18 protein-coding genes are annotated in these 23070 nt (G+C 64.6%); 14 read left to right on the top strand and 4 right to left on the bottom strand.

The features are described 5' to 3' along the window. Nucleotides 1-128: 128 nt before the first annotated feature. The 4 genes from HOLFODRAFT_RS0205605 (at nucleotide 129) to HOLFODRAFT_RS19645 (ending at nucleotide 4071) form a co-directional block, all read left to right on the top strand. Nucleotides 129-947: a DAPG hydrolase family protein gene (locus tag HOLFODRAFT_RS0205605; RefSeq protein ID WP_005036752.1), complete on the top strand. Its 819-nt coding sequence runs from the start codon at nucleotides 129-131 to the stop codon at nucleotides 945-947. Between the two features lie 36 nt (nucleotides 948-983). Further along, nucleotides 984-2267, top strand: coding sequence for an MFS transporter (locus HOLFODRAFT_RS0205600; RefSeq protein WP_005036754.1), 1284 nt, complete (start codon nucleotides 984-986; stop codon nucleotides 2265-2267). Between the two features lie 164 nt (nucleotides 2268-2431). Next, nucleotides 2432-3715 (top strand): MFS transporter, encoded by a 1284-nt coding sequence (locus HOLFODRAFT_RS0205595; protein WP_005036756.1) that lies wholly within the window; start codon nucleotides 2432-2434, stop codon nucleotides 3713-3715. Between the two features lie 56 nt (nucleotides 3716-3771). Further along, nucleotides 3772-4071: a glutaredoxin family protein gene (locus HOLFODRAFT_RS19645; RefSeq protein ID WP_005036758.1), complete on the top strand. Its 300-nt coding sequence runs from the start codon at nucleotides 3772-3774 to the stop codon at nucleotides 4069-4071. Here the strand turns inward: HOLFODRAFT_RS19645 and HOLFODRAFT_RS0205585 are convergent. Continuing rightward, nucleotides 4065-4601: a NifU family protein gene (locus HOLFODRAFT_RS0205585; RefSeq protein WP_005036760.1), complete on the bottom strand. Its 537-nt coding sequence runs from the start codon at nucleotides 4599-4601 to the stop codon at nucleotides 4065-4067. The genes HOLFODRAFT_RS19645 and HOLFODRAFT_RS0205585 overlap by 7 nt on opposite strands. Nucleotides 4602-4730: 129 nt before the next feature. Between HOLFODRAFT_RS0205585 and HOLFODRAFT_RS0205580 the strand changes: the two genes are divergently transcribed. From HOLFODRAFT_RS0205580 to HOLFODRAFT_RS22720, 8 genes are all read left to right on the top strand, one after another. Continuing rightward, a complete protein-coding gene (locus HOLFODRAFT_RS0205580) occupies nucleotides 4731-6881 on the top strand; it encodes a penicillin-binding transpeptidase domain-containing protein (RefSeq protein ID WP_005036761.1) in 2151 nt (716 codons plus the stop codon). Continuing rightward, complete coding sequence (locus tag HOLFODRAFT_RS19640; RefSeq protein ID WP_005036763.1) at nucleotides 6878-8362, top strand: UDP-N-acetylmuramoyl-L-alanyl-D-glutamate--2,6-diaminopimelate ligase; 1485 nt, start codon at nucleotides 6878-6880, stop codon at nucleotides 8360-8362. The genes HOLFODRAFT_RS0205580 and HOLFODRAFT_RS19640 overlap by 4 nt, the downstream gene beginning before the upstream one ends. A 39-nt stretch (nucleotides 8363-8401) precedes the next feature. After that, a complete protein-coding gene (locus HOLFODRAFT_RS0205570) occupies nucleotides 8402-8692 on the top strand; it encodes a nucleotidyltransferase family protein (RefSeq protein ID WP_005036765.1) in 291 nt (96 codons plus the stop codon). A 27-nt stretch (nucleotides 8693-8719) separates the two neighbouring features. Then, on the top strand, nucleotides 8720-9724 hold the full coding sequence (locus HOLFODRAFT_RS19635) for an L-threonylcarbamoyladenylate synthase (protein ID WP_005036768.1): 1005 nt from the start codon (nucleotides 8720-8722) through the stop codon (nucleotides 9722-9724). Between the two features lie 55 nt (nucleotides 9725-9779). Next, nucleotides 9780-11174, top strand: a complete 1395-nt coding sequence (locus HOLFODRAFT_RS19630; protein ID WP_005036771.1) for a UDP-N-acetylmuramoyl-tripeptide--D-alanyl-D-alanine ligase — start codon at nucleotides 9780-9782, stop codon at nucleotides 11172-11174. Nucleotides 11175-11179: 5 nt separating this feature from the next. After that, nucleotides 11180-12268, top strand: coding sequence for a phospho-N-acetylmuramoyl-pentapeptide-transferase (gene mraY / locus HOLFODRAFT_RS0205555; protein ID WP_005036772.1), 1089 nt, complete (start codon nucleotides 11180-11182; stop codon nucleotides 12266-12268). 234 nt (nucleotides 12269-12502) lie between these two features. Further along, nucleotides 12503-16564 carry an ATP-binding protein gene (locus HOLFODRAFT_RS0205550; protein ID WP_158412921.1) on the top strand — a complete coding sequence of 1354 codons (4062 nt, stop codon included), beginning with the start codon at nucleotides 12503-12505 and terminating at the stop codon, nucleotides 16562-16564. A 31-nt stretch (nucleotides 16565-16595) separates the two neighbouring features. Next, nucleotides 16596-18179, top strand: a complete 1584-nt coding sequence (locus tag HOLFODRAFT_RS22720) for a caspase family protein (protein WP_005036778.1) — start codon at nucleotides 16596-16598, stop codon at nucleotides 18177-18179. 29 nt (nucleotides 18180-18208) lie between these two features. Here HOLFODRAFT_RS22720 and HOLFODRAFT_RS22715 read toward each other — a convergent pair whose 3' ends face one another. Genes HOLFODRAFT_RS22715 through prfB form a run of 3 tightly spaced genes read right to left on the bottom strand, consistent with a single transcriptional unit; the run spans nucleotide 18209 to nucleotide 20613 of the window. Continuing rightward, complete coding sequence (locus HOLFODRAFT_RS22715; protein WP_005036781.1) at nucleotides 18209-18775, bottom strand: histidine phosphatase family protein; 567 nt, start codon at nucleotides 18773-18775, stop codon at nucleotides 18209-18211. Continuing rightward, on the bottom strand, nucleotides 18772-19503 hold the full coding sequence (gene cobS / locus HOLFODRAFT_RS0205535; protein ID WP_005036783.1) for an adenosylcobinamide-GDP ribazoletransferase: 732 nt from the start codon (nucleotides 19501-19503) through the stop codon (nucleotides 18772-18774). Before cobS ends, HOLFODRAFT_RS22715 begins: the two co-directional genes overlap by 4 nt. A gap of 3 nt (nucleotides 19504-19506) precedes the next feature. Next, nucleotides 19507-20613 carry a peptide chain release factor 2 gene (prfB, locus tag HOLFODRAFT_RS0205530; RefSeq protein WP_005036785.1) on the bottom strand — a complete coding sequence of 369 codons (1107 nt, stop codon included), beginning with the start codon at nucleotides 20611-20613 and terminating at the stop codon, nucleotides 19507-19509. A gap of 37 nt (nucleotides 20614-20650) precedes the next feature. Between prfB and HOLFODRAFT_RS0205525 the strand changes: the two genes are divergently transcribed. Together HOLFODRAFT_RS0205525 and bamD are read left to right on the top strand one after the other, a co-directional pair. Beyond that, nucleotides 20651-21667 carry an alpha/beta fold hydrolase gene (locus HOLFODRAFT_RS0205525; RefSeq protein ID WP_005036787.1) on the top strand — a complete coding sequence of 339 codons (1017 nt, stop codon included), beginning with the start codon at nucleotides 20651-20653 and terminating at the stop codon, nucleotides 21665-21667. 17 nt (nucleotides 21668-21684) lie between these two features. Continuing rightward, nucleotides 21685-22635, top strand: a complete 951-nt coding sequence (gene bamD / locus HOLFODRAFT_RS0205520; RefSeq protein WP_005036789.1) for an outer membrane protein assembly factor BamD — start codon at nucleotides 21685-21687, stop codon at nucleotides 22633-22635. Nucleotides 22636-23070: the final 435 nt, after the last annotated feature.

The following is a 23070-nucleotide window of genomic DNA, read 5'->3' as shown; positions in this document are numbered from 1 at the left end:
CAAACCTATTCCACTGGGCTTCGTCCCCGTGCTGAATTCAAATGATCTATCCGATAAATATTTAAACATTATCGGTGGACCTTCCTTTGTCTGGGGTCATCACGCCCCCCCTTTTTTGAGGACTTTCTATGCGCCGCGTTCTGACGGAATCCGACAAGGCCCAGCCCTACGCCAAGTGGTTCGACCGCCCCATCACGCTTGCTCCCCAGGAGATCTTCGAGCTCCTGGACAAGGGACCCGTGAGCCCCAGCGATGCGCTGCTCCTGGAGAACCGCAACGATCTCCTCAAGCCCGGCTACCTACCTGTGGAGCGGGGCTGGTGCATGATGCCCGATGGCAGTGCCTTCGTTTCGGGCCTCACCAGGATGCCCGGTGTCACCGCCGAGATGCTGGAGTGGTGGTTCTACTGGCACGGGCTCCGGGGCCTGCGCTATGCCATCTGGGACAGCGACGACCACTACGACATTCATGTGGCCCCCGAGTCCCTGGAGCGCCGCCTGAACCCCGATCTGAGCATCAAGGAGCGGGGCTGGGACACCACCGATGTGGTGACGGAGGATGTGGGCACCGGGTGCATGGTCCTGGACATCTCCTTCGTCTCCCCCATGACCTTCGGCTACGATATGGCGGCCTTCGAAAAGGGTGCCTGCACCGCCATCAGCGCCAATCTGGGGCCCCATGGCGGCGACCCGCTGGTGTGCTTCTCCCACGTGGCCCGGAACATCCCCGGCGGCGTCGAATTGCGGAGCCGCTTCTGGATCGGCTGGAACATGGTGGACGGCAAGCCCGTCCGCGTCGGCCAGGGCGTGCCGACCGAGGTGATCCAGGGACTGGCCAAGGGCCTCGCCTATCACTGCCCCAAGGAATACCACAACCTGGCGGCCATCCTGCCCGGGGTCTACGCCGCGAACGCCCACATCGTCGACAAGCTCGAAGACTACCGCTAAGGCCTCCGGAACGTCATTTCCATACAAGGAACCTCTATGAGCTCTGATAGCACAGTGATCGCCGCAAGCCCGGAAAAGTCCAAGACCGGTTTCGGCAGCTACGGCTGGGGGATGATCATCTTCTCCATGCTGATGTATTTCGCCTACGCAGGCTGGGTGGCGGATGGCATCAACATCTTCACGCCCGCCTTCGCTGCCAGGAACGGCTGGGATGAGGCCAAGCTCCTCTCTCTCGTGGCCCCCGGCGGCCTGATGGGCGTGGTAGGCGCCGGTTTCTTCGGTCAATTGGTGGTGAAGAAGGGTCCCCGCTTCGTGCTGACCCTCTGCCTGGTCTGCTCGGCGGCCTCTGTCTTCTGGTTCGGCCGCATCAGCAGCCTTGCCGAGTTCGCCCTCTCCTTCATGGCCATCAACTTCTTCGCCTCGGGCTTCGGCTTCATCGCTCCGGGAACCCTGATGAACAACTGGTTCCCCCGGAAGAAGGGCATGGCCCTGGCGGTGGCCACCACGGGCTTCCCCCTGGCGACGGCGGTTTTCGTGCCCCTGATCGCCCTCATGTTCAACCGCCTGGGCATCACCCTGGCTACCTCCATCTGGGGTGTCCTCTTCCTGGCCGCCGCCGTTCTCGGCTTCCTGATCGTCAAGGACAATCCCGAGCAGATCGGCCGCTACCCCGATAACGACCCCACCGAGGAAAGGGCCTCCGTCGAGGAGCTGGACAGCTACGAGAGCCCCTTCACTGTCAAGCGCCTCCTCAAGGACCGGGACATGTGGCTCATCTCCTTCGGCTGGGGCTGCCTCTGGATGGTGACCATGGGCATCGTGGTGCAGCTCGTGCCGCGCCTGATGAGCATCGGGTACTCCCAGCAGTCCGCCATCGCCCTGCTCTCCGCCGCCGCTGTCTGCGCCATTCCCGGTGGCCTGCTCTGGGGCTGGCTGGACCAGAAGTTCGGCACCAAGACCGCCAGCTTCATCTATGGGGTGCTCTACATCATCACCCTGTTCCTGCTCATCTATCAGACCAAGAACTACGCCCTGACCTTCATGACCGTGGTCTTCGTGGGCATCGGCCTGGGCGGCATCAAGAACCTCCTGACCTCCATGGTCAGCACGGTCTACGGCCGTTTCGACTTCGGCTCCGCCTACCGTCTGGTGGTGCCCATCTCCCTGATCGTGCGAACCCTGGCCTTCCTGATCATGGGCATCGCATTGGCGGTCTTCAAGAGCCTGTCGGGAGCCTACGCCATGTTCATCGTGGTGGATATCATCGCCCTGGGCCTCATCGTCCTGACCCGCGGCACCTGCAAGGGTAAGACTCACTGATTTTCTGAACGGAATCTGGAATCAGGCCGCAGAGTGCGGCCTGATTTTGTTTTTGATATGGCAGTATGATCACGAGGTTTTGTAATACTTCTTGATGTGATATGGGTCACTGGGTTACATTTAGTCATCAGGCTAAAAGCTGTATTCCAATTAAGGAGGCTTAAGTGTCCCAGAGCGAATCTTCGCCTCAGGAGAGTCCGTCCGGAGCCCGCACGGGCTTTGGCGCTGCGGGCTGGAGAATGATCATCTTCTCCATCTTCATGTATTTCGCCATGGCAGGCTGGTGCGCGGATGGCATCAACATCTTCACCCCCGCTTTCGCCGCCAAGAACGGCTGGGATGTGGGCAAGCTCCTGACGCTGGTGGCCCCTGGCGGCATCATGAGCGTGGTGGGCTGCGGCTTCTTCGGTCAGTTGATCATCAAGAAGGGTCCCCGCTTTGTCATCACCGTGACGCTCATCGCATCGGCGGCCGTCATTCTCTGGTTCGGCCGGATTACGACCCTGTGGGAATTTGCGGTGGTCTTCATGGTCATGAACTTCTTCATGGCGGGCTTCGGTTTCATCGCCCCCGGGACCCTGATGAACAACTGGTTCCCCCGGAAGAAGGGCATGGCCCTGGCCATCGCGACGGCGGGCTTCCCCCTGGCCTCGGCCGTTTTCGTTCCCTTGATCGCCTTCATGTTCCATCGCTTCGGCATTGCCAACTCCACCTCCATCTGGGCCGTCATCTTCCTGGTGGCCGCCCTGGTGGGCTACCTCGTGGTGCGGGACAACCCCGAGCAGATCGGCTGCTATCCCGATAACGACCCCAACGAGAACCGGGCCAGCCTGGAGGAACTGGAGAACTACGAGAGTCCCTTCACGGTAAAGCGCCTGCTGAAGGATCGGGACATGTGGCTCATCGCCGCCGGTTGGGGCGCCCTCTGGATGGTGACGGTCGGCATTGTGGTCCAGCTGGTGCCCCGTCTCACCAGCATCGGATACCCCCTGCCCAAGGCCATCGCCTTCCTGTCCATCGCCGCCCTCTGCGCCATCCCGGGCGGCCTGATATGGGGCTGGCTGGACCAGAAGCTGGGCACCAAGAAGGCCAGCCTCATCTACGGCCTGATGTACATCCTGACCCTGATCCTGCTCATCACCCAGACCGGCAACCAGGTCATGACCTTCATCACCATCGTGTTCGTGGGCATCGGGCTGGGTGGCATCAAGAACCTGATCACCTCCATGGTGAGCACGGTCTATGGCCGCTATGACTTTTCCGCCGCCTTCCGGCTGGTGATCCCCTTCTCGATTATCATCCGGACCCTCTGCTTCCCGATCATGGGCTTCGCCATGGCCAAGTTCCACACGCTTTCGGCGGCCTACGTGATCTTCATCGGAGTGGATGTAATCGCCCTCTTCCTGGTCCTGGGCACCCGTGGCACCTGCAAGGGAAAGACGATTTGATCCTTCTCTGGTGTTAGATTGAAGGCCCCCGCGATGGGGGCCTTCTTGGTGAATGCATGAGCGACTATCCCAGCCTGGATGCCCTGGATCTCAAGGTCTACACCGCCACCTGGTGCCCGGACTGCACCCGCCTGGACCGCTGGCTCCAGGCCTCGGGCCTGAACTACGCCAAGGTCAACATCGAGATGGTGGAAGGGGCAGCCGAAAGGCTGGAGCGTGAGACCGGGAAGCGCGCCATCCCCTTCATCCTGGTCAATGACAAGGCCTGGGTCCGGGGCTACCACCGTGAGTTGCCCCAGCGGTTTGATCCGGAGCTCCTGGTTCAGGAGTTGCTGGAGGCGGTCCCGGCTCAGTAGCTCAGCACCCGGATAGTCGGGTCCACTTCGTCCTGGAGGATCCCTTCGATGAAGTTGAGGGTGCCCCCGGCGGCGCTGGGGCAGGAGCCGCAGGCGCCCTGGTACTGGATTTCCAGGACGGTGCCATCGAAGGAGAGGATCTCCAGGCCGCCTCCGTCCCCGGCGAGGCCAGGGCGGATGCGCTGGTCGATCACGGCCTCGATGCGGGCCAGCTTCTCGTCCACGCTGCCGGTGGAGGCGGGGGCGTGGGCTTCGCCTTCCTCGGCCTGGAAGTCCTCCACCCGTTCGCAGATGGGGTCGATGAGGTCGCTCCAGTCTGCGTCCGGGTGCTTGTTCACAGTCACGAAGCGGTCCATGTAGAAGACCGAGGTGATCTTGCCCTGGGCGAAGATGCCGGAGGCCAGGGGGTCGCCCACCGCACTGGCGAAGTCCCGGAAGGAGCGGATGCCCCGCTTCAGCAGAGGCGTTTCCGTCACGAATTTGAGGGCGTCCGGGTTGGGCGTGGGCTCGATGTTCACGACTTTGGGCATGCGGCACCTCGGTAAATAAAGTTTACTCTTCTTGTCGGGATTGGCTACTACCGCTTCCCCACTGAAAACGGGCGCCGGATTGGCTACCATGAAGGATTCCCCCCTTGCCGGGGTCGAGGTCTTTTCGATTTGGCACTTGGAAAACTGCTTAGCCCCGGAGCCAGGACTCCCCGCCGCCTTCTAGGGAAGCCTGAGGCCCAGGAGCTGGCCGTTGCCCGTCTGCCATGGATCATGTGGCCGGTGTTCGTCTGGGCCTTCGCCATTGTCCTGCGGCTCATCTGGCTCCAGGTGTTCGAACACCACCGCTACCAGTCCAGGGCCTCCCAGCAGCACAACGTGGAAGTGCCCATTCCGCCCATCCGCGGGGAGCTGCGGGACCGGCGGGGGGCTTCCCTGGCCATCTCCATGCGCCTGGAGAGCCTCTTCTGCAACCCTCCTGCCTTCTATCCGGACTACAAGTCCGGCAGGGGACAGGAGCGGGTCTGGGGCGAGCCCAACCGTGAGGCGGCCCAGGTGGTGGCCAACAAGCTGGCCCCCATCCTCGAGATCCCGGCCAAGACCGTGCTGGAGAAGCTGCTCCGCAAGAAGCCCTTCGTCTGGATCGAGCGCCACATGGGGCCCGCCAAGGCTTCGACCATCAAGGCCCTGAAGCTGGAGGGGGTCGAGTTCCTGCCGGAGTTCAAGCGCCAGTACCCCCGGGGGAGCCTGGCCTGCCAGATCCTGGGCTTCACCAACATTGATGGCATCGGCCAGCTGGGCATCGAGCGGACCTTCAACGAACAGCTCGCCGGCAAGCCGGGTGAGCTGGTGGCTCCCCGGGACGCCAAGGGGCGCCTGCTGATCCTCCAGGAGAACTACTCCAAGATCCCCGTCAACGGCTCCACTCTCCAGCTCACCATCGATTCCACCATCCAGCACATCGTGGAAGAGGCCCTGGAGGAGGGGGTGCGGCTCAGCAGGCCCAAGAACGCCTACGCCGTGGTCATGGATCCCAACACCGGCGAGATCCTGGCCATGGCCGGGACCCCCTTCTTCGACCCCAATCACATCATCCCCAAGAAGTTCATGAACCGCAGCGAGAGCGAGTGGAGCGCCGGGGAGCGCGAGGAATACCGCGCCGAGATCGAGCGGGGGAAGGAGGCCCGGAAGGTCCACCCCGTGGAGGACAGCTACGAGCCGGGCTCCACCATGAAGGTCTTCACCCTGGCCATGGCCCTGGAGGAACGCAAGGTCCACCTGGGGGAGAAGGTGAACTGCGAGGGGGGACGCTGGAACTTCGGCGGCGGCCTGACGGTCACGGATACCCACGGCCATGGCCTGCTCACCTTCGAAGAGGTGCTCTGGCAGAGCTCCAATATCGGCGCCGCCAAGATCGGTGTCCGCATGGATCCGGCCACGCACTACCAGTATCTGCGGAAGTTCGGCTTCGGGGATCTCACGGGCCTGAACTTTCCGGGCGAGACCGCCGGGCGCCTGCTTTCGCCTGACCGCTGGTCCGGCACCACCCAGCCCACCATGTCCTATGGCTATGGGCTTTCTGTGTCACCCCTGCAGGTCCTGGTGGCGGGGTGCGCCGTGGCCAACGGCGGCAAACTCATGCAGCCCTACCTGGTGCAGAAGATCTTCAACGACCAGGGGGTGATGCTCCAGGAGAACCGCCCCAAGGTGCGCAACCAGGTCATCAGCGAGGAAACCTCCGCCATGATGCGGGAGGCCCTGAAGGGCGTGATCACCAACGGCACCGCCAAGAACGCCAAGCTGGATGGCGGGGTGGAGGCCTTCGGCAAGACCGGCACTGCCTGGAAGGTTATTAACGGAAAATACGTGAGAGGCCACCACTACGCCTCCTTCATGGGCTTCTTCCCGGCCGACAAGCCCCAGTACGGCATGCTCTTCATGCTCGATGATCCCGCAGGCGGAGCCTACGGCGGCACGGTGGCGGCGCCCCTCTTCAAGAAGATCGGCGATGGCATCATGCGCTACCGCACCCTGGGCTCGGATTCGGAGCAGAATCCGGATTTGAAGCTCTCCCTGCGGGACTGGCCGGTGAGCGAGACGGATGAGGCGGTGGTCCATGTGGAGGTGGGCAAGGTGCCGGATGTGCGCAACCTGGCCCTCAAGAGCGCCATCCAGCGCATTGTGATGGCGGGGGGAAGCCCCCGTGTCGAAGGAACGGGGGCGGCCCAGTCCCGTGCCTTCGTGGTGGCGGAGCAGAGTCCCGAGCCCGGCACTGCCCTGGAGCCTGGGAAGCCGGTGCGTCTCGTCCTGAGGGGACCATGAATTTCAGAGAAATCGTCGAAAGCCTGAGGCTGCCCGGTCACGGGCCCCTGGATGTGGAGGTCCGGGATCTGACCTGCGACAGCCGGGAGGCTGGCCCGGGCTCCATCTTCGTGGCCCTCAAGGGTGAGCACTCCGATGGCGGCGACTTCATCCCGAAGGCCCTGGGGCAGGGGGCTGTGGCGATCCTCGGGGACCGCTGGCTTCCGGAGCTCCCCCCAAGCCTTGCCTTCGCCCGCCTCGATGAGCCCCGCACCCAGATGGCCACCATCGCCCGGATGGTGCAGGGGGCTCCGGATGAGCGCCTGGCCCTCCTGGGGGTGACCGGCACCAACGGCAAGACCACCACCACCATGCTGATCCGCCAACTCCTGCGCGGGATTGGCTACGGCTGCGGGCTCATCGGCACCGTGATGCTGGCCGCCGGGGGGGAGGAAGAGGAAGCGACCAGGACCTCCCCGGAGAGCCCGGTGTTCTATCGCTGGATCCGCAGGTCCGCCGATTCCGGTGACCGCGCCCTGGCGGTGGAGGTCTCCAGCCATGCCCTCAGTCTTGCCCGGGTGCATGGGGCACGCTTCAGGGTGGGCCTCTTCACCAACCTCACCCAGGATCATCTGGACTTTCACGGCGATCTGGAATCCTACTTTCGGGCCAAGGTCCGGCTCTTCGAGCAGTGCGGGAAGGGGCTGGTCAACGCGGACGACCCCTTCGGTCAACGCCTCTTGGCTGAATCCCCCGCACTTCTGGGTTTCGGCATGGCCGATGCGGCGGCTTACCGCATGGCTGGGCTTGCCCTGAGCCCCACGGGCACCCGCTTCCATCTGGAGGCCCCCCAGGGGGGCTGGGAGGTCGAAAGCCCCCTCCTGGGCCGCTTCAACGCCTACAACCTTCTGGGGGCCCTGGCGGTCTGCGCCGAGGCGGGTTTCGATATGGACGCCCTGGTGCGGGCCGTGCCTGCCCTGAAGGGGGCCCCCGGGCGCCTCGACCGGGTGGACTGCGGCCAGCCCTTCGGGGTGATGGTGGACTACGCCCACACCCCGGATGCCCTGGAGAAGCTCCTGGTGGCGGGCAAGGACCTGCTGCCCCCAGGGGGTCGGCTGCACGTCCTCTTCGGCTGTGGCGGGGACCGGGACCGCACCAAGCGGGCCCCCATGGCGGCGGCGGTGGCCCGGGGGGCGGATGTCATCTGGCATACCTCCGACAACAGTCGCAGCGAAGGCATGGAGCAGATCCTGGACGATGCCGCAGCGGGCATCCCCGAGGAGGTCCGCTCCGACCCCGAGCGCTATCACTGCATCCGGGACCGGGCCCTGGCCGTGGAGGCCGCCCTGGCGGCCTGCCGTCCCGGCGACCTCCTGCTGCTGGCGGGGAAGGGGCACGAACACTACCAGGAGATCCTGGGCCGGAAGTTCCCCTACAGCGATCGGGGCGCCGCGGAGGCGGTACTGGCCGGGGGCTCGGTGCCCCGGCCCTGGGCGGAATGATCGCTGGCATAATGACGTGATCCTTGGGGAGGAGGTTCCATGCACCGTGAAAATGTGATCGCCTGCCTCCAGTCCCATCGCTCGGACATGGCTCAGTTCCATATCCGATCGCTTTCCCTGTTCGGTTCCGTGGCACGGGACGAAGCTCGTGCAGATTCGGATGTCGATCTTCTGGTTGAATTTGAAGAACCTCCCTCCTTTCTTGACTACATGGATGCCAAGTTTGCATTGGAGGAGTGGTTGGGGGTTTCAGTGGATCTCGTAACCACAACGTCCTTGAAACCCGCGTTGCGTCCGCAGGTCGAACGAGATGCCTTCCGTGTCGCGTGAGGCCCGAGTTCTCCTGGAGGATGCCGAGTGAGTCCTCGTTCTCCGCATCTTCCTCCTTGTCGCTGTCTTCCAGCCACGGAACCCGCCATCGCCGAAGCCGCCGCCATCCTCCGCGCCGGTGGCCTGGTGGCCTTTCCCACCGAGACGGTCTACGGCCTGGGGGCGGATGGTCTCAACCCCGCTGCGGTGGCTCGGATCTACGAGGCCAAGGGGCGGCCATCCAACAATCCCCTGATCCTTCATGTGGCGGACATCGAGGGGGCCAGGGCCCTCGCCTCGGAGTGGCTTCCCGAGGCCCAGGCCCTGGCGGAACGCTTCTGGCCCGGTCCCCTGACCCTGGTGCTGCCTGCGGCTCCCCACATCCCGGAGATCGTTCGAGCCGGGAACCCGACCGTGGCCCTGCGCTGCCCGGCCCACCCCGTGGCCCTGGCCCTGCTGCGGGCCACGGAGCGGCCCCTGGCGGCCCCCAGCGCCAACCGCTCCCAGGGCATCTCCCCGAGCCGGGCTGAACATGTGGTGAAGAGCCTGGGAAATCGGGTGGAACTGGTGCTGGACGGCGGCCCCACCGAGGCGGGTGTGGAGTCCACCATCCTGGATCTGAGCCACCGGCCCTTCCGGCTCCTGCGTCCCGGTCCCCTGGCACCCAGCACCCTCGAGGCCCTGGCGGGTCCCATCGAGATCTGGGGCGGGGCCGTGGCGGATGGCGAATCCCAGGCCGCTCCGGGCATGGCTGCGCGCCACTACTCACCAAGGACTCCCCTGGAGCTGGTGCCTCGGGAGGCCCTTCCGGCCGCTGCCCGGCAGGCGCCCGGAAGGATCGCTGCGGTGTTCTTCGGCGGAGCCCCCAGCCTCTCTGGTCTTGAGGTCCGTTGCCTGCCCGGGGACGCCGAGGGGGCCATGGCCGCGCTCTATGCCATGCTGCACGATCTGGATGGGGAAGGCTTTGATCGGATCCTGCTGGAAATGCCCCCGTCTGGCGAGGCCTGGATGGCTCTGCGGGACCGGGTGAAGCGGGCTTCGGTCGAGGCGTGACCGCCTCCTGGCGTTCCAGGCTGCACCGGAGGTCGCATTGAGGGACAATGCTTGCATGACGTCCCATGCCCTCTGGTCCCTGGCCCAAGTTGCACCTCACCTGAACGCGCGTCTGGTGGGAAATCCGGAGGTGGTGCCCAGCGCCCTTTCGCTGGACACCCGTACGCTTCAGCCCGGCAACTGCTTCGTGGCCCTGCGGGCCGAGCGGGACGGGCACGATTTCGCGGCCCAGGCCGTCTCCAGGGGAGCTGCGGCCCTGGTGGTGGACCACGAACTGGATCTGCCCGTGGCCCAGCTGGTGGTGGAGGACACCACCCGGGCCCTCCAGACCTGGGGGCAGGCGCGGCTCGCCGCCTGCCGTCCCCCGGTGGTCTTTGGCGTGACGGGATCCGTCGGCAAGACCAGCACCAAGGAGCTTCTCGCCGCGGCCACGGGGGCATGGAAAACCCCCGGGAACCGCAACAACACCCTGGGGATGCCCGAGGCTCTGGCCTCCTTGCCGTCCAGCACCTCCGCGGTGGTTCTGGAAATGGGCATGAGCTTTCCGGGGGAGATCCGCCGCCTGACGGAGATCGCACCCTTGGATTTCTCGGTGATCACCAACGTGGGCTCCGCCCACATCGAGAACTTCGTGGAGGGTCAGCAGGGCATCGCCCAGGCCAAGGGGGAGATCGTGGCCGGGACTCGGGTGGGGGGGACTTGGGTCCATCTGGCTTCGGACGACTGGGCCCGCTGGATCACCCTTCAGCCTTGGGCCCGTCACGCCCGGGCCGTGGCCGTGGGCGAGGGCGGTGCCTGGGGATGGAGCGAGGCCCGCTCCCTGGGGCCCCTGGGGGAACGCTTCACGTTGCTGACACCCGAAGGGCCTCTGGACATCCTTCTCAAGCTTCGGGGGGCCCACCAGGTGCGCAATGCGGCTCTGGCGGGTGCCATGGCCCTTCTGGCGGGCTTTGATGCCGACCAGGTGGCCGAGGGCCTGGGAGGCGTCCAGCCGGAAGAGGGTCGCGGGCGGCTCCACGAACTTCCCGGTGGGGGATGGCTCATGGACGAGAGCTATAACGCCAGCCAGGCATCGATTCTGGCTTGCGGAGCCTCCCTGCTGGAGCTGCCCGGTGGGGAACCGGTGGCGGTTCTCGGGTGCATGCGGGAGCTGGGGGCCGAATCCGAGGGCCTGCATCGGGAGACCGGCGAGGGACTGGCCCGCCTCGGCCTCAGGCGTCTGTGGGCGTACGGGGACCAGGCCACGGTCCTGGCGGCGGGCTTCGGCCCCGGAGCCAGGGCCTATCCAGACTTCGAGGCTCTGCGCGACGACAGCGGCGGGCTCGGGGCTGTTCCGGCCGGGGCCCGCATCCTTGTGAAGGGCAGCCGTTACTGGCGCTCTGAGCGTGCGGTATCCTGGCTTCTTGCGCGCCTGGGTGCCCAGGTGAACGAAACCACCATTCTTGGATAGACGGCATGCTCGTATGGCTTCTCGCGTTCCTGCGCGATCATCTTCCCGGTTTCTCTGTCTTCAAATACGTGACTTTCCGCGCCGCCATGGCCGCGGCCACGGCCATGATCCTTTCGCTTGTCGTGGGTCCCTGGGTCATCGAGACCCTCAAGCGTCTCAAACTGGGGCAGCACATCCGGGCCGAGGGCCCGGAGCACCACCAGGTGAAAGCTGGCACTCCCACCATGGGCGGCGTCCTGGTTCTTGGCACCATCCTTGTCTCCACCCTGCTCTGGTGCGAGCTTCGCAGCGGGCACATCTGGGTGGCCCTGCTCTCCCTGCTCGGCTTTGGAATGGTGGGGGCTTTCGATGACGCCCAGAAGCTCCTGAAGAAGCAGAACCTGGGCCTCACCAGCCGCCAGAAAATGGTGCTCCTGACGGCCATTTCCCTCCTGGTGGCCTTCCTCGTACTGCACTTCGGTCTCCGGGGTGCCAACACCAGCCAGCTCTCCATGCCCTTCTTCAAGCGTTTCCAGCCAGATGTGGGCATTTTCCTGGTGCCCTGGATCTGGCTGGTCATGGTGGGCACCAGCAATGCCGTGAACCTGACGGACGGTCTGGATGGCCTGGCCATCGGCGGCACCCTGGTGGTGGCGGTCACCTTTGTCATCCTGGCCTATGTGGCAGGGCACTACAAGATTTCGGCTTACCTCATGGTGCCCTTCGTGAACGGCGGTTCCGAACTTGCGGTCTTCATGGGGGCCATGGCCGGGGCTTCCCTGGGCTTCCTCTGGTTCAACGCCCACCCCGCCGAGGTCTTCATGGGCGATACCGGTTCCCTGGGGCTCGGCGGCGCTTTGGCCACCGTGGCCATCATGATCAAGCAGGAGCTGCTCCTGGTGATCGCGGGCGGCGTCTTCGTCTGGGAGGCCGTCAGCGTCATTCTCCAGGTGAGCAGCTTCAAGCTCCGGGGTGGCAAGCGCATCTTCCGCATGGCTCCCTTCCACCACCACCTGGAATTGGGGGGGCTCCAGGAGACAAAGGTTGTCATCCGGCTCTGGATCACCGCCATCGTATGCTGCATGCTGGCGCTCAGTTCGCTGAAGCTCCGGTAGTCAGTCCGGGTTTCCTCTGGAACGGCCGATCATGCATCGGCCGTTTTCCGTTTTGCTCTGTGAGGTGATTGTTAAAAAAAGATAATATAAGTGTATTGTATTTGTTTTTATGCATGTTCCTTCTTGTGTTCGATGCTACATGAACCCAGGATTGGGCCAAGGCTGTTGAGTGCCATGTCCCCTGAATCGAATCCGAAGCGTGCCCGGTTTTTGTCGAGCCCGTTGGCTCTGTCCTTGCTGTGCCCGGTCGGGGGCATTCTCTGGAGCATCTGGGCCTGGGTCTTCCTGCGGGATCGCCTGGTGCACCTTCATGTATTCACCTTGCCCATGGCGCCTTGCACGCTTCTGGGCATGGGCTTTCTGGTAAGCGCCCTGTTCCTTGTGTGGCTGGTACCCCGACGGGAATCCACTTGGCGCTGGGCCTGGACGGCCTCGGTGCTGGTGAGCGCCCTGGCTCTGATGGTGCTGGTCGCCTTTGCCTTGGGGGTGGACCTCTTCCTGGAGCGATGGCTGGTCTTCGATCCCACGCCCGTGCGGGACATGATCCGTCTGGAACTCAAGCTGATGGGACGCATGTCCCCTGTGACTGCGGTCCTGTTCCTGTTTCTGGCTCCGATTCCTCCCCTGCTGAGGCGGAGGCCTCAGCTTGCCGCAGTTCTGGCCCTCCTTGTCCTGGGGGGTGGCCTGCTCCTCCTGCTGGGCTTTGTCATGGGAACACCCCTCGTTCATGGTGAGACCCTAAGCCCGACGGCCTTTCTGTCTGATCTCGCCTTCATCTCGATGGGCGCGGGGAGCCTGTGGGCCGCCGGGGGCGAGGTCCGCCCCTTGTCGCTGCTGGTGGTTCGTGGGGATGGTGGGGGCAGTCCGTCGCGCCTCCGCTTCTCCGCCGGTGCGCTCATGACCTTCCTGTTGGTGGCAATGGTGGTGTTCGGTGCTTCCATTGCCTTTCTCCGGGTGGAGCGAAGGGCACTGAGCCGCAGGGCCAGGACAGAGCTGGGCACGGTGGCGGATCTGAAGAGCCAGCAGATCACGGGGTGGATCCTGGAACGAAAGAACGATGCGGATGTCTTTTCGCGCTCCCCCGAGCTCCGGGCGCTCCTGGAGGCCCCGGGTCATCCGACCATCCTCACCTGGATCGAGGTCTTCAGGAGTCGATACGCCTACCAGTCCGTGGCCCTCTTCGATGCCCAGGGAGGGGTTCGCCTATCGGTGCCCGAGGGCTCCCATCGCTTTGCAGACATGTCACGGCTTGGCTTCATCCTTGCGGACGCTCAGGTGGCCATTGAGGACATTCACCGTTCCGGGGCCTCAGGCCCCATCCAGATGGCCATCTGGGCGCCTGTCCGGGATGGAGACAGGGTGGTTGGGGCCATCCGGCTCCAGATCGATCCTGAAGCGGTTCTCATCCCTGTGCTCCGGGCCTGGCCATCCGGGAGCATCACCGCGGAAACCTTTCTGGGGCGTTCTGAGGGCCACCAATTGGTCGGCTTGAGTCTGTCCCACCACCAGGGAGAGTCGCTGCTGAGCCTGCGCCGGGGGCTTGATCCGCGCTCCGATCTCCCTGCGGTCCAGGCTGCCCTGGGACGGACCGGAGACATGGATGGGAGGGACTTCCGAGAGGTTCCTGTCATGGCGACCCTGCGCCAGGTGTCGAAGACGCCCTGGTTCCTGGTGGTCAAGGTCGACCAGGCGGAGGTGCTGGCCCCCCTTCGGAACTGGGGGTGGGTCATGGTCCTCCTGGCCTTGGCCATTCTGGGGATGACAACCCTGCCCATCGGCTTGCAGACCCGCAGGGCGGAGCTTCGGGACATCCAGCAGCGTCTGGAACTCGAGCGTTCGGCCAAGGCCATGGCAGAACGCTTCCATCACCTCATGCGGGAGGCCAACGACATCATCCTCCTGGCGGACCAGGAACAGGTGGTGCTGGAAGCCAACCTCCTGGCGGAGGAATGCTACGGCATCCCCGGGGGGCTGCGGGGGAGGCGGCTCCTGGAACTTCATGCACCCGGAGCCGGTTTTGATCTTGAGATGGGATTGGCGACCCTGTCCCTCTCCGGCTCGGTCCGTTTCGAGACTCGGCATCGGAAGGCTGGGGGCGGGGTATTCCCGGTCGACATGAGCATGCAACAGGTGGAGATCGACGGGATCTCCTACCTTCTGGTCTTCGCCCGGGACATCACGGAACGGGTGGCCCACGAGCGGGAAATCGAGCGGCTTTCGAACCTCTATGCCTCCCTCAGTCGGGTGAATCAGGCCATCGTTCGCCTGGATACCCGCCCGGAGATCCTTGTGGAGGTCTGTCACGCCCTGGTGGATTCCGCTCGCTTCCAGATGGCCTGGGTGGGGTGGCTTGAAGAGGGTGAGTTCGAGCTGCGTCCCGTTGCCCAGTTCGGCGACACGGGGGGCTACCTGAAGAGGATCAGGGTCCGGGCGGATGATAGTCCGGAAGGCCGAGGACCCACTGGGCTGGCCATCCGGAAGGGGATGCCGTACGTCTGCAACGATCTGTTCACAGATCCCATTACGCAGCCTTGGCGTGATTCCATGGCTGAACAGGGCTTTGCGTCTTCCGCGGCATTCCCCATCTTTCAGGGGGGGGAGGTCCGGGGGGCCCTGTCGGTCTATGCACAGGAGCCCGGCGTATTCGGTGCCAAGGAGATCGCCTTGCTGGAGGAGGCGGCCCGGGACATCTCCTTTGGCCTCCAGCATCTGGAGGAGGTGGCGTGCCGTGCCCGGGCGGAGGCTGAGGTCCGCATCCAGGCCGAGCGTTTGCGTCTTGCGGCGGCATCAGCCCGGCTCGGCATCTGGGAGCTGGATATGGAGACCGGACTGGGGGCTATCGATGAGCGGACGGCAGAAATGTACGGGATCCCCGGCTCCTGTGAGTTTTCCCTGGACCGCTGGCGTGAACTGGTTCACCCAGAGGAGCGGGAGCGAGTCCAGTCGCTCGTCCAGGCGGCCCTCCAATCGGGTTCCAGCTTCTCCCTCCCGCTACGGATCCTGCGTCCGGACGGTCAGGTGCGGGTCCTCAGGGGCGATGGCATCTTCCTCAAGGATGCCGATGGCAAGATCGTCCGGGGGATAGGCTTGAACCGGGATATTACGGATGAACTGCGTCAGGAGGACGAGCGACGGAACCTCCAGATCCAGCTCCACCAATCCCAGAAACTCGAGAGTCTGGGAATTCTGGCCGGAGGGGTGGCCCACGACATGAACAACGTCCTGGGGGCCATCATGAGCCGGGCTTCCGCCGAGCGGGAGGTGCTGGAACCCTCGTCCTCCACGGCCCGCTCCCTGGATGTGATCATCAATGCCTGCACCCGGGGGCGCGGGGTGGTTAAGGGGCTGCTCTGCTTCGCCCGCCAGGACCTGGAGGAGAAGCGTCCTGTGGATCTCAACGCTGTGGCCCGGGAAATGGTGCAACTCCTCGCTTACACAACTCTGAAGCGAGTCTCTTTCGTGATGGATCTCCAGGAACCCCTGGCGTGGATCCTGGGCGATCCCGGGGCCCTCAGCCATGCCCTGATGAATCTGTGCGTCAACTCCGTGGACGCTATGCCCGGCGGGGGCACCCTCACCATGAGAACCCGGTCCCTTCCCGAGGGCCGGGTGCAGTTCAGCGTCCAGGACACGGGGGAGGGCATGAGTCCCGAGGTTCTGGAGAAGGCGGTCGAACCCTTCTTCACCACCAAGCCTGCAGGGAAGGGGACCGGTCTCGGACTCTCCATGGTCTTCGGCACGATGAAGGCCCACGGCGGAACCATGGACATTGAAAGTGCCGCCGGGAGAGGCACGGAGGTGATTCTGCGCTTCCCTGGCACCTCCATTCCTGAACCCGTCCTGGAGCCCGTTCCGTCGTCGGCCGAAGCCCCCCCCTTCCTGGATAGAGTCCTGAGCATTCTGGTGGTGGATGACGATGAACTCATCCGGGAGTCCGTGGGGCCCATGCTGGAGATGATGGGGCATCGGGTGGAACTGGCCCCTGGTGGCATGGAGGCCCTCCAGATGCTGAGCGGGGGGCTGGAGGTAGATCTGGTGATCCTGGACATGAACATGCCCGGTCTCAATGGCGCCGAGACCCTCCCTCGGATCCTGGCCCTGCGTCCCGAACAGCCTGTGTTGATGTCCTCGGGGTACAGCCCTCAGGACCTAGGTGGCCTTGTGAAGGGATACCGGACGGTTTCCTGCATCCAGAAGCCCTTCACCTCCAAGGAACTCCGGGTGAAGCTGGCCGAGTTCGTGGGGGGGCTGGAAAGGACGAGGGGGACGCTCCAAACGCCATCCCAGGGCTTATAGTTGCTCTGTAACCTTCCGCAGGGAGCTGGTGATGTCCTGGGTTTCACGTCTGTTTCTGGTCCTGGCCTGCGCATTCTCTGTTCTGTCGGCGAAGTCTGCTCAAGACAGGATTGCGCTTGTGATCGGGAACGACACCTATCAGTACGTGGGCGCGCTGAAGAATGCCCGGGGGGATGCGCGGGCCATTGCCCAGGCCCTGGAGGGGGCGGGCTTCCAGGTCATCCTCAGGCTGGATCTCAACGAGAAGGGCATGAAGGACGCGATCCGGACCTTCAAGGGGCGAGTGAAGGGCGGAGATGCGGCCATCTTCTTCTTCTCGGGCCACGGAGTCCAGATCGGCGGCGCCAACTACCTTCTGCCCACGGATATCCGTGGCGATAACGAAGACCAGGTCCGGGACGAGGCCCTGCCGCTCCAGCGGGTGCTGGACGATCTCCAGGATCAGAAAGCAAAATTCTCCCTGGCCATCATCGACGCCTGCCGGAACAACCCCTTCCGGGGGGCTGGCCGCGCCATTGGGGGCCGCGGCTTGACGGTGACGACCGCCGCCACCGGGCAGATGGTCCTCTATTCCGCAGGGGCTGGCCAGCAGGCCCTGGATTCCCTCGGGCCAGGGGACCGGAATCCCAACGGACTCTTCACCCGGGTGCTACTGAAGGAGATGGTGAAGCCAGGGCTTCCCGCAGACCGGATTCTCCGCAACGTCCGGGATGAGGTGGTCCACCTCGCCCAGGGCGTGGGACAGGAGCAGGTGCCCGCCCTGTACGATCAGGCCCTCGGGGAGTTCTACTTCCGGCCCGGAGTCGCGCAGTCGAAGCCTGAACCAGCCGCTCCGGAGCTTGCTCCCGCTCCCAGTGCCCTCGGTGCCCCACCCGTGGCCGCCGCGCTCGTGGGCGGATTGCAGGTGGCCGTGAATGTGGCAGGCGCAAAGATCTATCTCGACGGCGCCCTCAAGGGCGAGGCCTCTCCCACCCATGCGCTGAACATGAGGGATCTGCCCGTTGGACGTGTTTCCGTGAAGGCTGAGGCTCCAGGCTGCCGACCCGAGACCCAGGTCTTCGAGATCCGGGAAGGGCAATGGACTCAGGCCAAGCTCGTGCTCCGCAGGGAGGAGGCTCCGGTGCTCACCACCCCCGAGCTCAGTGCTCCCGCCCCCGAGTCCGGCACGAAACTGTGGTCGAAACTCAATCCCACCAGGCTCCTGGGGGGATCAAAGAAGGCCCCCGATGCCACCACCCTCTCCAAGGCCGCCATGCGTGGGGACCTGGACAAGCTGAAGACCCTTGTCGATGCGGGCGGGATTGTCAACGGGTATGACAAGTGGGGCTGGACCCCCCTCCTGTGGTCGATCTACTACGGGCACACTCCCGTGGCCACCTACCTGCTGGAGCAGCAGGCCGATCCCAACATGAAATCCACCAAGGCTTACGGTCCCTATAAGGCTGGCATCTCACCCATCATCGTGGCTGCCTATTACGGGCATGACGAGATCGTGGCGGCTCTTTTGAAACGGCGCGCTGACCGGAGGGCCACCGATCTCGAAGGCAAGACCGCCCTGGACTGGGCCGCACAGTTCGGGTTTGAAAAGTGCGTGGAGCTGCTCCGGCGCAAGTGAGCGCTGAAAGGGGTGGCCTTCGATGTCCCTCAGACCGTGCGGTTGTGGTACCTCAGCACCGCCCGGTTGGGTCCGTAGACATCCAACCGGGTGAGGCCGAAGGGCTGCCAGGAAAGGTCGAGGGCGCGATCAAGGGTGAGGCCCAGGAAGTGGGCGAGGATGGCGCGTAGCGAGCCGCCGTGGGCCAGGACCAGGGTGGGCTGCTCACCTTCCAGGGCACCCTGGAGGGCCATCAAGGCCCGGCTTGCGCAGCGGGCGAAGGATTCACCGCCGGGGGGGGCGCCCTGGACCGTATTGGCGAAGAAGTAGTCGGCACCCTTGATCTCGGACCAGGGGATGCCCTCCCACTCTCCGAAGGCCTGCTCCCTCAGCCCCGGAAGGACGAGGCAGGGAAGGCCAAGGTCTTCAGCGTGGAGGCGGGCCCGCTGGAGGTCCGAGGTCAGGACCCGCTCGATGCCCTTGCCCAGGAGCTCCGCCTTGATCTGGGGCCACTGAGCCTGGCCCTCGGCGATCACGGGGAGATCAAGGCTGCCGCAGGGAGCCCCGCCCTGGGAGGCCTGGGTCGGCCCGTGGCGAAGGAGGAAGAGGGGGGTCATCGGGCGAGCATCGCAAGCAGGGCGGCGGCTTCCGCCAGCTGATTCCCGGCTCCCAGGGTGTCGCCGCTGTGGCCCCCCAGGCGGTGACGGAGGTAGAGGACCCACAGCAGGGTGATGCCGATGGCAGAGAGCCCGATCCTGCCGATGGTCCGCACTCCGAAGTGCCACGCGATGGCATTGGCCACGACCAGCAGGAAGGTGGCCAGGGCAAAGGCGCCCCACTTCAGGTCCTTGTGGACCTCCTTGGCCAGGCCCTGGCTGATGGAGGGCAGCATCCGCAGGATCAGGCACACGGACCAGCGCCCCCAGGCCATGGCCAGGGGCAGGAGCCACAGGGCCTTGCGGTCCAGGGCCACCAGACAGGCCCAGCGCAGGGTCAGCGTGGCCCAGAGGGCCATGGAACCGTAGGCGCCGATGCGGCTGTCCTTCATGATCTCGAGGATCCGTTCCCGGGTCCAACCGCCCCCGAGGCCATCGGTGGCATCCGTGAGGCCGTCCTCATGGAAGCCCCCTGTCAGCAGGAGGCCGAAGGCGATGGCGAGCACCGCCGCCACCGGGGCCGGCCACAAGCGCATCGCGAAGAAGAATGCGGCGGAGGTGCCCAATCCCACGACAGCCCCCACCAGGGGGAACCAGCCCACGGCCCAGGCCAAGTCCTCAACCCGTGTCTCAGGGCCGGGCATGGGGATGCGAGTGAGGAAGCGGAAGGAGGCAACGATGGCGCGCACGGATCAGCCTTCGGTCTTCAGGGACTTGGCCAGCAGCTGGGCCCGGACGAAGTCGTCCAGATCCCCGTCGAGGACCTTCTGGGTCTGGCTGGTCTCCCAGTTGGTCCGGTGATCCTTGACCATCTGGTAGGGCTGGAGGACATAGGAGCGGATCTGACTGCCCCAGGCCACATCGGACTTCTCGCCGGAAGCGGCGGCGACCCGCGCCTCATGCTCCCGGAGCCTGACTTCGTAAAGGCGTCCCTGGAGCACCTTCAGGGCCGTGGCGCGGTTCTTGATCTGGCTGCGCTCGTTCTGGCAGCTCACCACGATGCCCGTGGGGAGGTGGGTGAAGCGCACGGCGGACTCGGTGCGGTTCACGTGCTGGCCACCGGCGCCCGAGGCCCGGAAGACATCGATGCGCAGATCCTTGTCCGGGATGTCGACATTGATGGTGTCGTCCAGCTCGGGGCTGACGTAGACCGCCGCGAAGCTGGTGTGGCGCCGCTTGGCGGAGTCGAAGGGGGAGATGCGCACCAGGCGGTGGACCCCGGCTTCTGCCCGCAGGTAGCCGTAGGCGTAGGGAGCGGTGACGATGAAGGTGGCGCCCTTGACGCCAGCTTCGTCGCCATCCTGGTAGTCGATCATTTCGGTCTTCCAGCCCTTGGATTCGCAGTAGCGCAGATACATGCGCAGGAGCATGGCGGCCCAGTCGCAGCTCTCGGTGCCGCCTGCCCCGGGGGCGATGGCCACGATGGCGTTCATCTGATCCAGCTCGCCGCTGAGCATCATGCGGAGTTCGGCACCCTCAATGTCCTGGCGGAGGCTGGCCTCCACGGCCTCGGCTTCCCCCAGCATGTCTGCGTCATCCCGGGAGAGCTCCAGGGCCGTCTCCAGATCGTCCAGGCCCCCGTTCAGGCGCTTGGCGGTGGCGATATCCTCCGTGAGGAGCCCCCGGGCCTTGAGCACTGGCTTGGCGGCATCGGGGTCATCCCAGAATCCCTGGGCGGCGGACTTTTCTTCGATCTGCTCCAGTTCAAGGGCTTTGCGCTCGGGGTCCAGGTGGGCCACCAGCTGGCGCACCCGCGGCTCCAGCTCGTTCTTGGCCCGCATCAGGCTTTCAAAATCCATGGTCCCTCGGCAACAGAAAAGGACCCCGCTGGGCGGGGTGTCGCTCCACTTTAACGTGCTCGGAGCCTTCCTGAAACACGCCAGACCTATCCGGCCCGCTATCCTGTTCGGGATGAGCGAAACGACGACCCTCCTTCCTGATGATCTGGAGCCTACCTTTCGCGGGGTGATGCTGGGGCGGGGGAATGCGCCCCTGGCCTTCTGTCGCTGGGATCATCCCAGTCCCCGTGGCCGCGTCGTGCTTGCCCACGGCTACGGGGAGCACTCGGAGCGCTACCGTCACACGGCCCACTGGCTCCACTCCCTGGGGTGGTCAGTCTCGGCCATGGATCACTGCGGCTTCGGGCGCAGTGCGGGAATCCGGGGGGATGCCGACGGGATCCGGGGTTTCGTCGAGGACTTGACCTGCTTTCTCCGTCAGGAACGACACCACGATGCGCCGTCGACCCCCCGGATGGTGGATGGGGTTCCGGCCCCGGCGCCCCCCACCCATCCACAGGTCCTGCTGGGCCACAGCTTCGGCGGGCTGGTGGCCCTCCTCGCCCTCCTTTGGCACCCCGACGCCATGGAGGGCTTGGTACTCACGAGCCCGGCCCTCAGGCTGAGGAACATCGGCCTTCTGATGCGATTGCTCCAGCGCCTGCTCTACTGCTTAGCCCCCCATCGCCCCCTGGATCTGCCTGGGGACAAGAGCCGAGTCTGCTCGGACCCCATCCTGGTCCAGCGGTACTGGGCGGATCCTCTCTGTCATCACTTCGTCACCGCTGCCTTCCCCGTGGCGCTGGACGAGGGAAGGCGGGTGCTGATGGGGCTGGGGCAGGAACTGGATCGGCCGATCCTCCTCCTGGAGGCTGGGAATGATACGGTGGTGGATCCCGGGGCTTCGGAGGACTTCTGGGACTCTGTCCCGGCAGGGCTCCTGGAACGGCACACCCTGACGGGCTTCCTGCATGAGGTGCTCCACGACCTCCGCCGGAACGAGGCCCAGGCCCTGGTCGAAGCCTGGCTGATGCGCCTTGGGAACCCCACGGGCACTTCCGCCATGTCAGTATGAGTTCCAGAGGATCCTCCATGATGCACGCCAGAACCTATCTCGCCGCTGCCGCCCTCGGGGCTCTTGTCCTGGGCGGAGGGCTTGGGTGCAGCAAGAAGGCCAAGGCCACCCCTCCCAAGGTCGATAATGCCGAGGTGGCCAGGCTCCTGCGGGAGGGTGAAAACCTCCTCAAGCACAAGGAGTGGGATGCCGGCCGCAAGACCCTTCGGGCCATTGAGGAACGTTATCCCTCCAGCCCGGAATTCCCCAAGGCGAAGCTCCTCATCGCCGACAGCTTCTTCTTCGGCACCACCAGCACCTACCCAGAGGCTCTGGTGGAATACCAGAGCTTCCTTGGCTATTTCCCCCGGCATGAGCGTCGGGATTACGCGCAGTACCGCATCGCCCTCTGCCACTACGCCACCATCGAGAACGCGGAGCGGGACCAGAATTCCACCCGCAAGGCCATTGAGGCCTTCCGGCGGCTTGTTGCGGACAACCCTGGCTCCCCCTACGCCGCTGAGGCTAAGTCGAAGATCACTCAGTGCTGGCGACGGCTGGCGGAATCCGAGCTGATGGTGGGTGTCTTCTATACCAAGAGCAACCACTTCGCCGGGGCTGAGGCGAGGCTCAAGCAGCTTCTGGAGACTTACCCCGATTACGTGGACCGGGAGCGGGCCTACTACTACCTCGGGGAGGCCATGCGCCAGAAACTTCTGCCTCCCCAGGCCATGGAACAGTTCCAGAAGACCTATCTGGAAAGGGTGCAGAAGGACGAACTCTCCAGCCTGAGCAAGTCCGAGCTCGACCAGTACCGGAAGGAACTCAAGGCACTGGAGCGCACCGAGATCGATGCCTACCGCGCCGAGGCGCGCTCCTACTACCAGAAACTGGTGGAGAGCTACCCCGACAGCTCGTGGGCCTCCCGGGCCAAGGACCGCCTCATTGAGATGGGCCAGACCCACATCAAGGAAGAGCTGGATAGCTGAAGACTGCTGACGGGCGACCGGGCGATCTGATCAGGTTCTGGACGGATCGCCCATGTCGTCGCAATGATTGATTTGTCTCGCCCGCTGCCCTGTTAAAAGGTTTCCAACAGGATAGACAGGATAGACAGGATAGACAGGATAGACAGGATAGACAGGATGGGAAGGATAAAAAAAGCGTGCCAACACGCGACAAAGTCAATTAATCATGAGTGTGACATGGGTGGGCGCAATAAGTTGGCGCTCATCGGGTCAAATGTATAACTGAATGCATCTTGATTTCAAGTTTTTATGGCCATAGACACAGGCCGACGCGGATAGGGGAGTTCAACCTGGGTGCTTGGGGCTGGTTCCGGGAGGGACAGGCGGCTATGGCACGCGTGCGTGCCTCCGCCGCCTGTCCCTTCCGGAACGCGGGCGGCGTAGCCGTCCGCCCCC

This window comes from Holophaga foetida DSM 6591 (assembly GCF_000242615.2).
GTDB lineage: Bacteria > Acidobacteriota > Holophagae > Holophagales > Holophagaceae > Holophaga > Holophaga foetida.
The sequence above is the reverse complement of the archived record's forward strand: the minus strand, read 5'-3'. Positions and strand labels throughout refer to the sequence as shown.

What these genes read in the sequence shown, in the direction of transcription:
- HOLFODRAFT_RS0205605 (WP_005036752.1), top strand. Translation starts at nt 129, where the DNA reads ATGCGCCGCGTTCTGACGGAATCCGACAAGGCCCAGCCCTACGCCAAG.
- HOLFODRAFT_RS0205600 (WP_005036754.1), top strand. Translation starts at nt 984, where the DNA reads ATGAGCTCTGATAGCACAGTGATCGCCGCAAGCCCGGAAAAGTCCAAG.
- HOLFODRAFT_RS19645 (WP_005036758.1), top strand. Translation starts at nt 3,772, where the DNA reads ATGAGCGACTATCCCAGCCTGGATGCCCTGGATCTCAAGGTCTACACC.
- HOLFODRAFT_RS0205585 (WP_005036760.1), bottom strand. Translation starts at nt 4,601, where the DNA reads ATGCCCAAAGTCGTGAACATCGAGCCCACGCCCAACCCGGACGCCCTC.
- HOLFODRAFT_RS19640 (WP_005036763.1), top strand. Translation starts at nt 6,878, where the DNA reads ATGAATTTCAGAGAAATCGTCGAAAGCCTGAGGCTGCCCGGTCACGGG.
- HOLFODRAFT_RS0205570 (WP_005036765.1), top strand. Translation starts at nt 8,402, where the DNA reads ATGCACCGTGAAAATGTGATCGCCTGCCTCCAGTCCCATCGCTCGGAC.
- HOLFODRAFT_RS19630 (WP_005036771.1), top strand. Translation starts at nt 9,780, where the DNA reads ATGACGTCCCATGCCCTCTGGTCCCTGGCCCAAGTTGCACCTCACCTG.
- mraY (WP_005036772.1), top strand. Translation starts at nt 11,180, where the DNA reads ATGCTCGTATGGCTTCTCGCGTTCCTGCGCGATCATCTTCCCGGTTTC.
- HOLFODRAFT_RS22720 (WP_005036778.1), top strand. Translation starts at nt 16,596, where the DNA reads ATGTCCTGGGTTTCACGTCTGTTTCTGGTCCTGGCCTGCGCATTCTCT.
- HOLFODRAFT_RS22715 (WP_005036781.1), bottom strand. Translation starts at nt 18,775, where the DNA reads ATGACCCCCCTCTTCCTCCTTCGCCACGGGCCGACCCAGGCCTCCCAG.
- prfB (WP_005036785.1), bottom strand. Translation starts at nt 20,613, where the DNA reads ATGGATTTTGAAAGCCTGATGCGGGCCAAGAACGAGCTGGAGCCGCGG.
- bamD (WP_005036789.1), top strand. Translation starts at nt 21,685, where the DNA reads ATGATGCACGCCAGAACCTATCTCGCCGCTGCCGCCCTCGGGGCTCTT.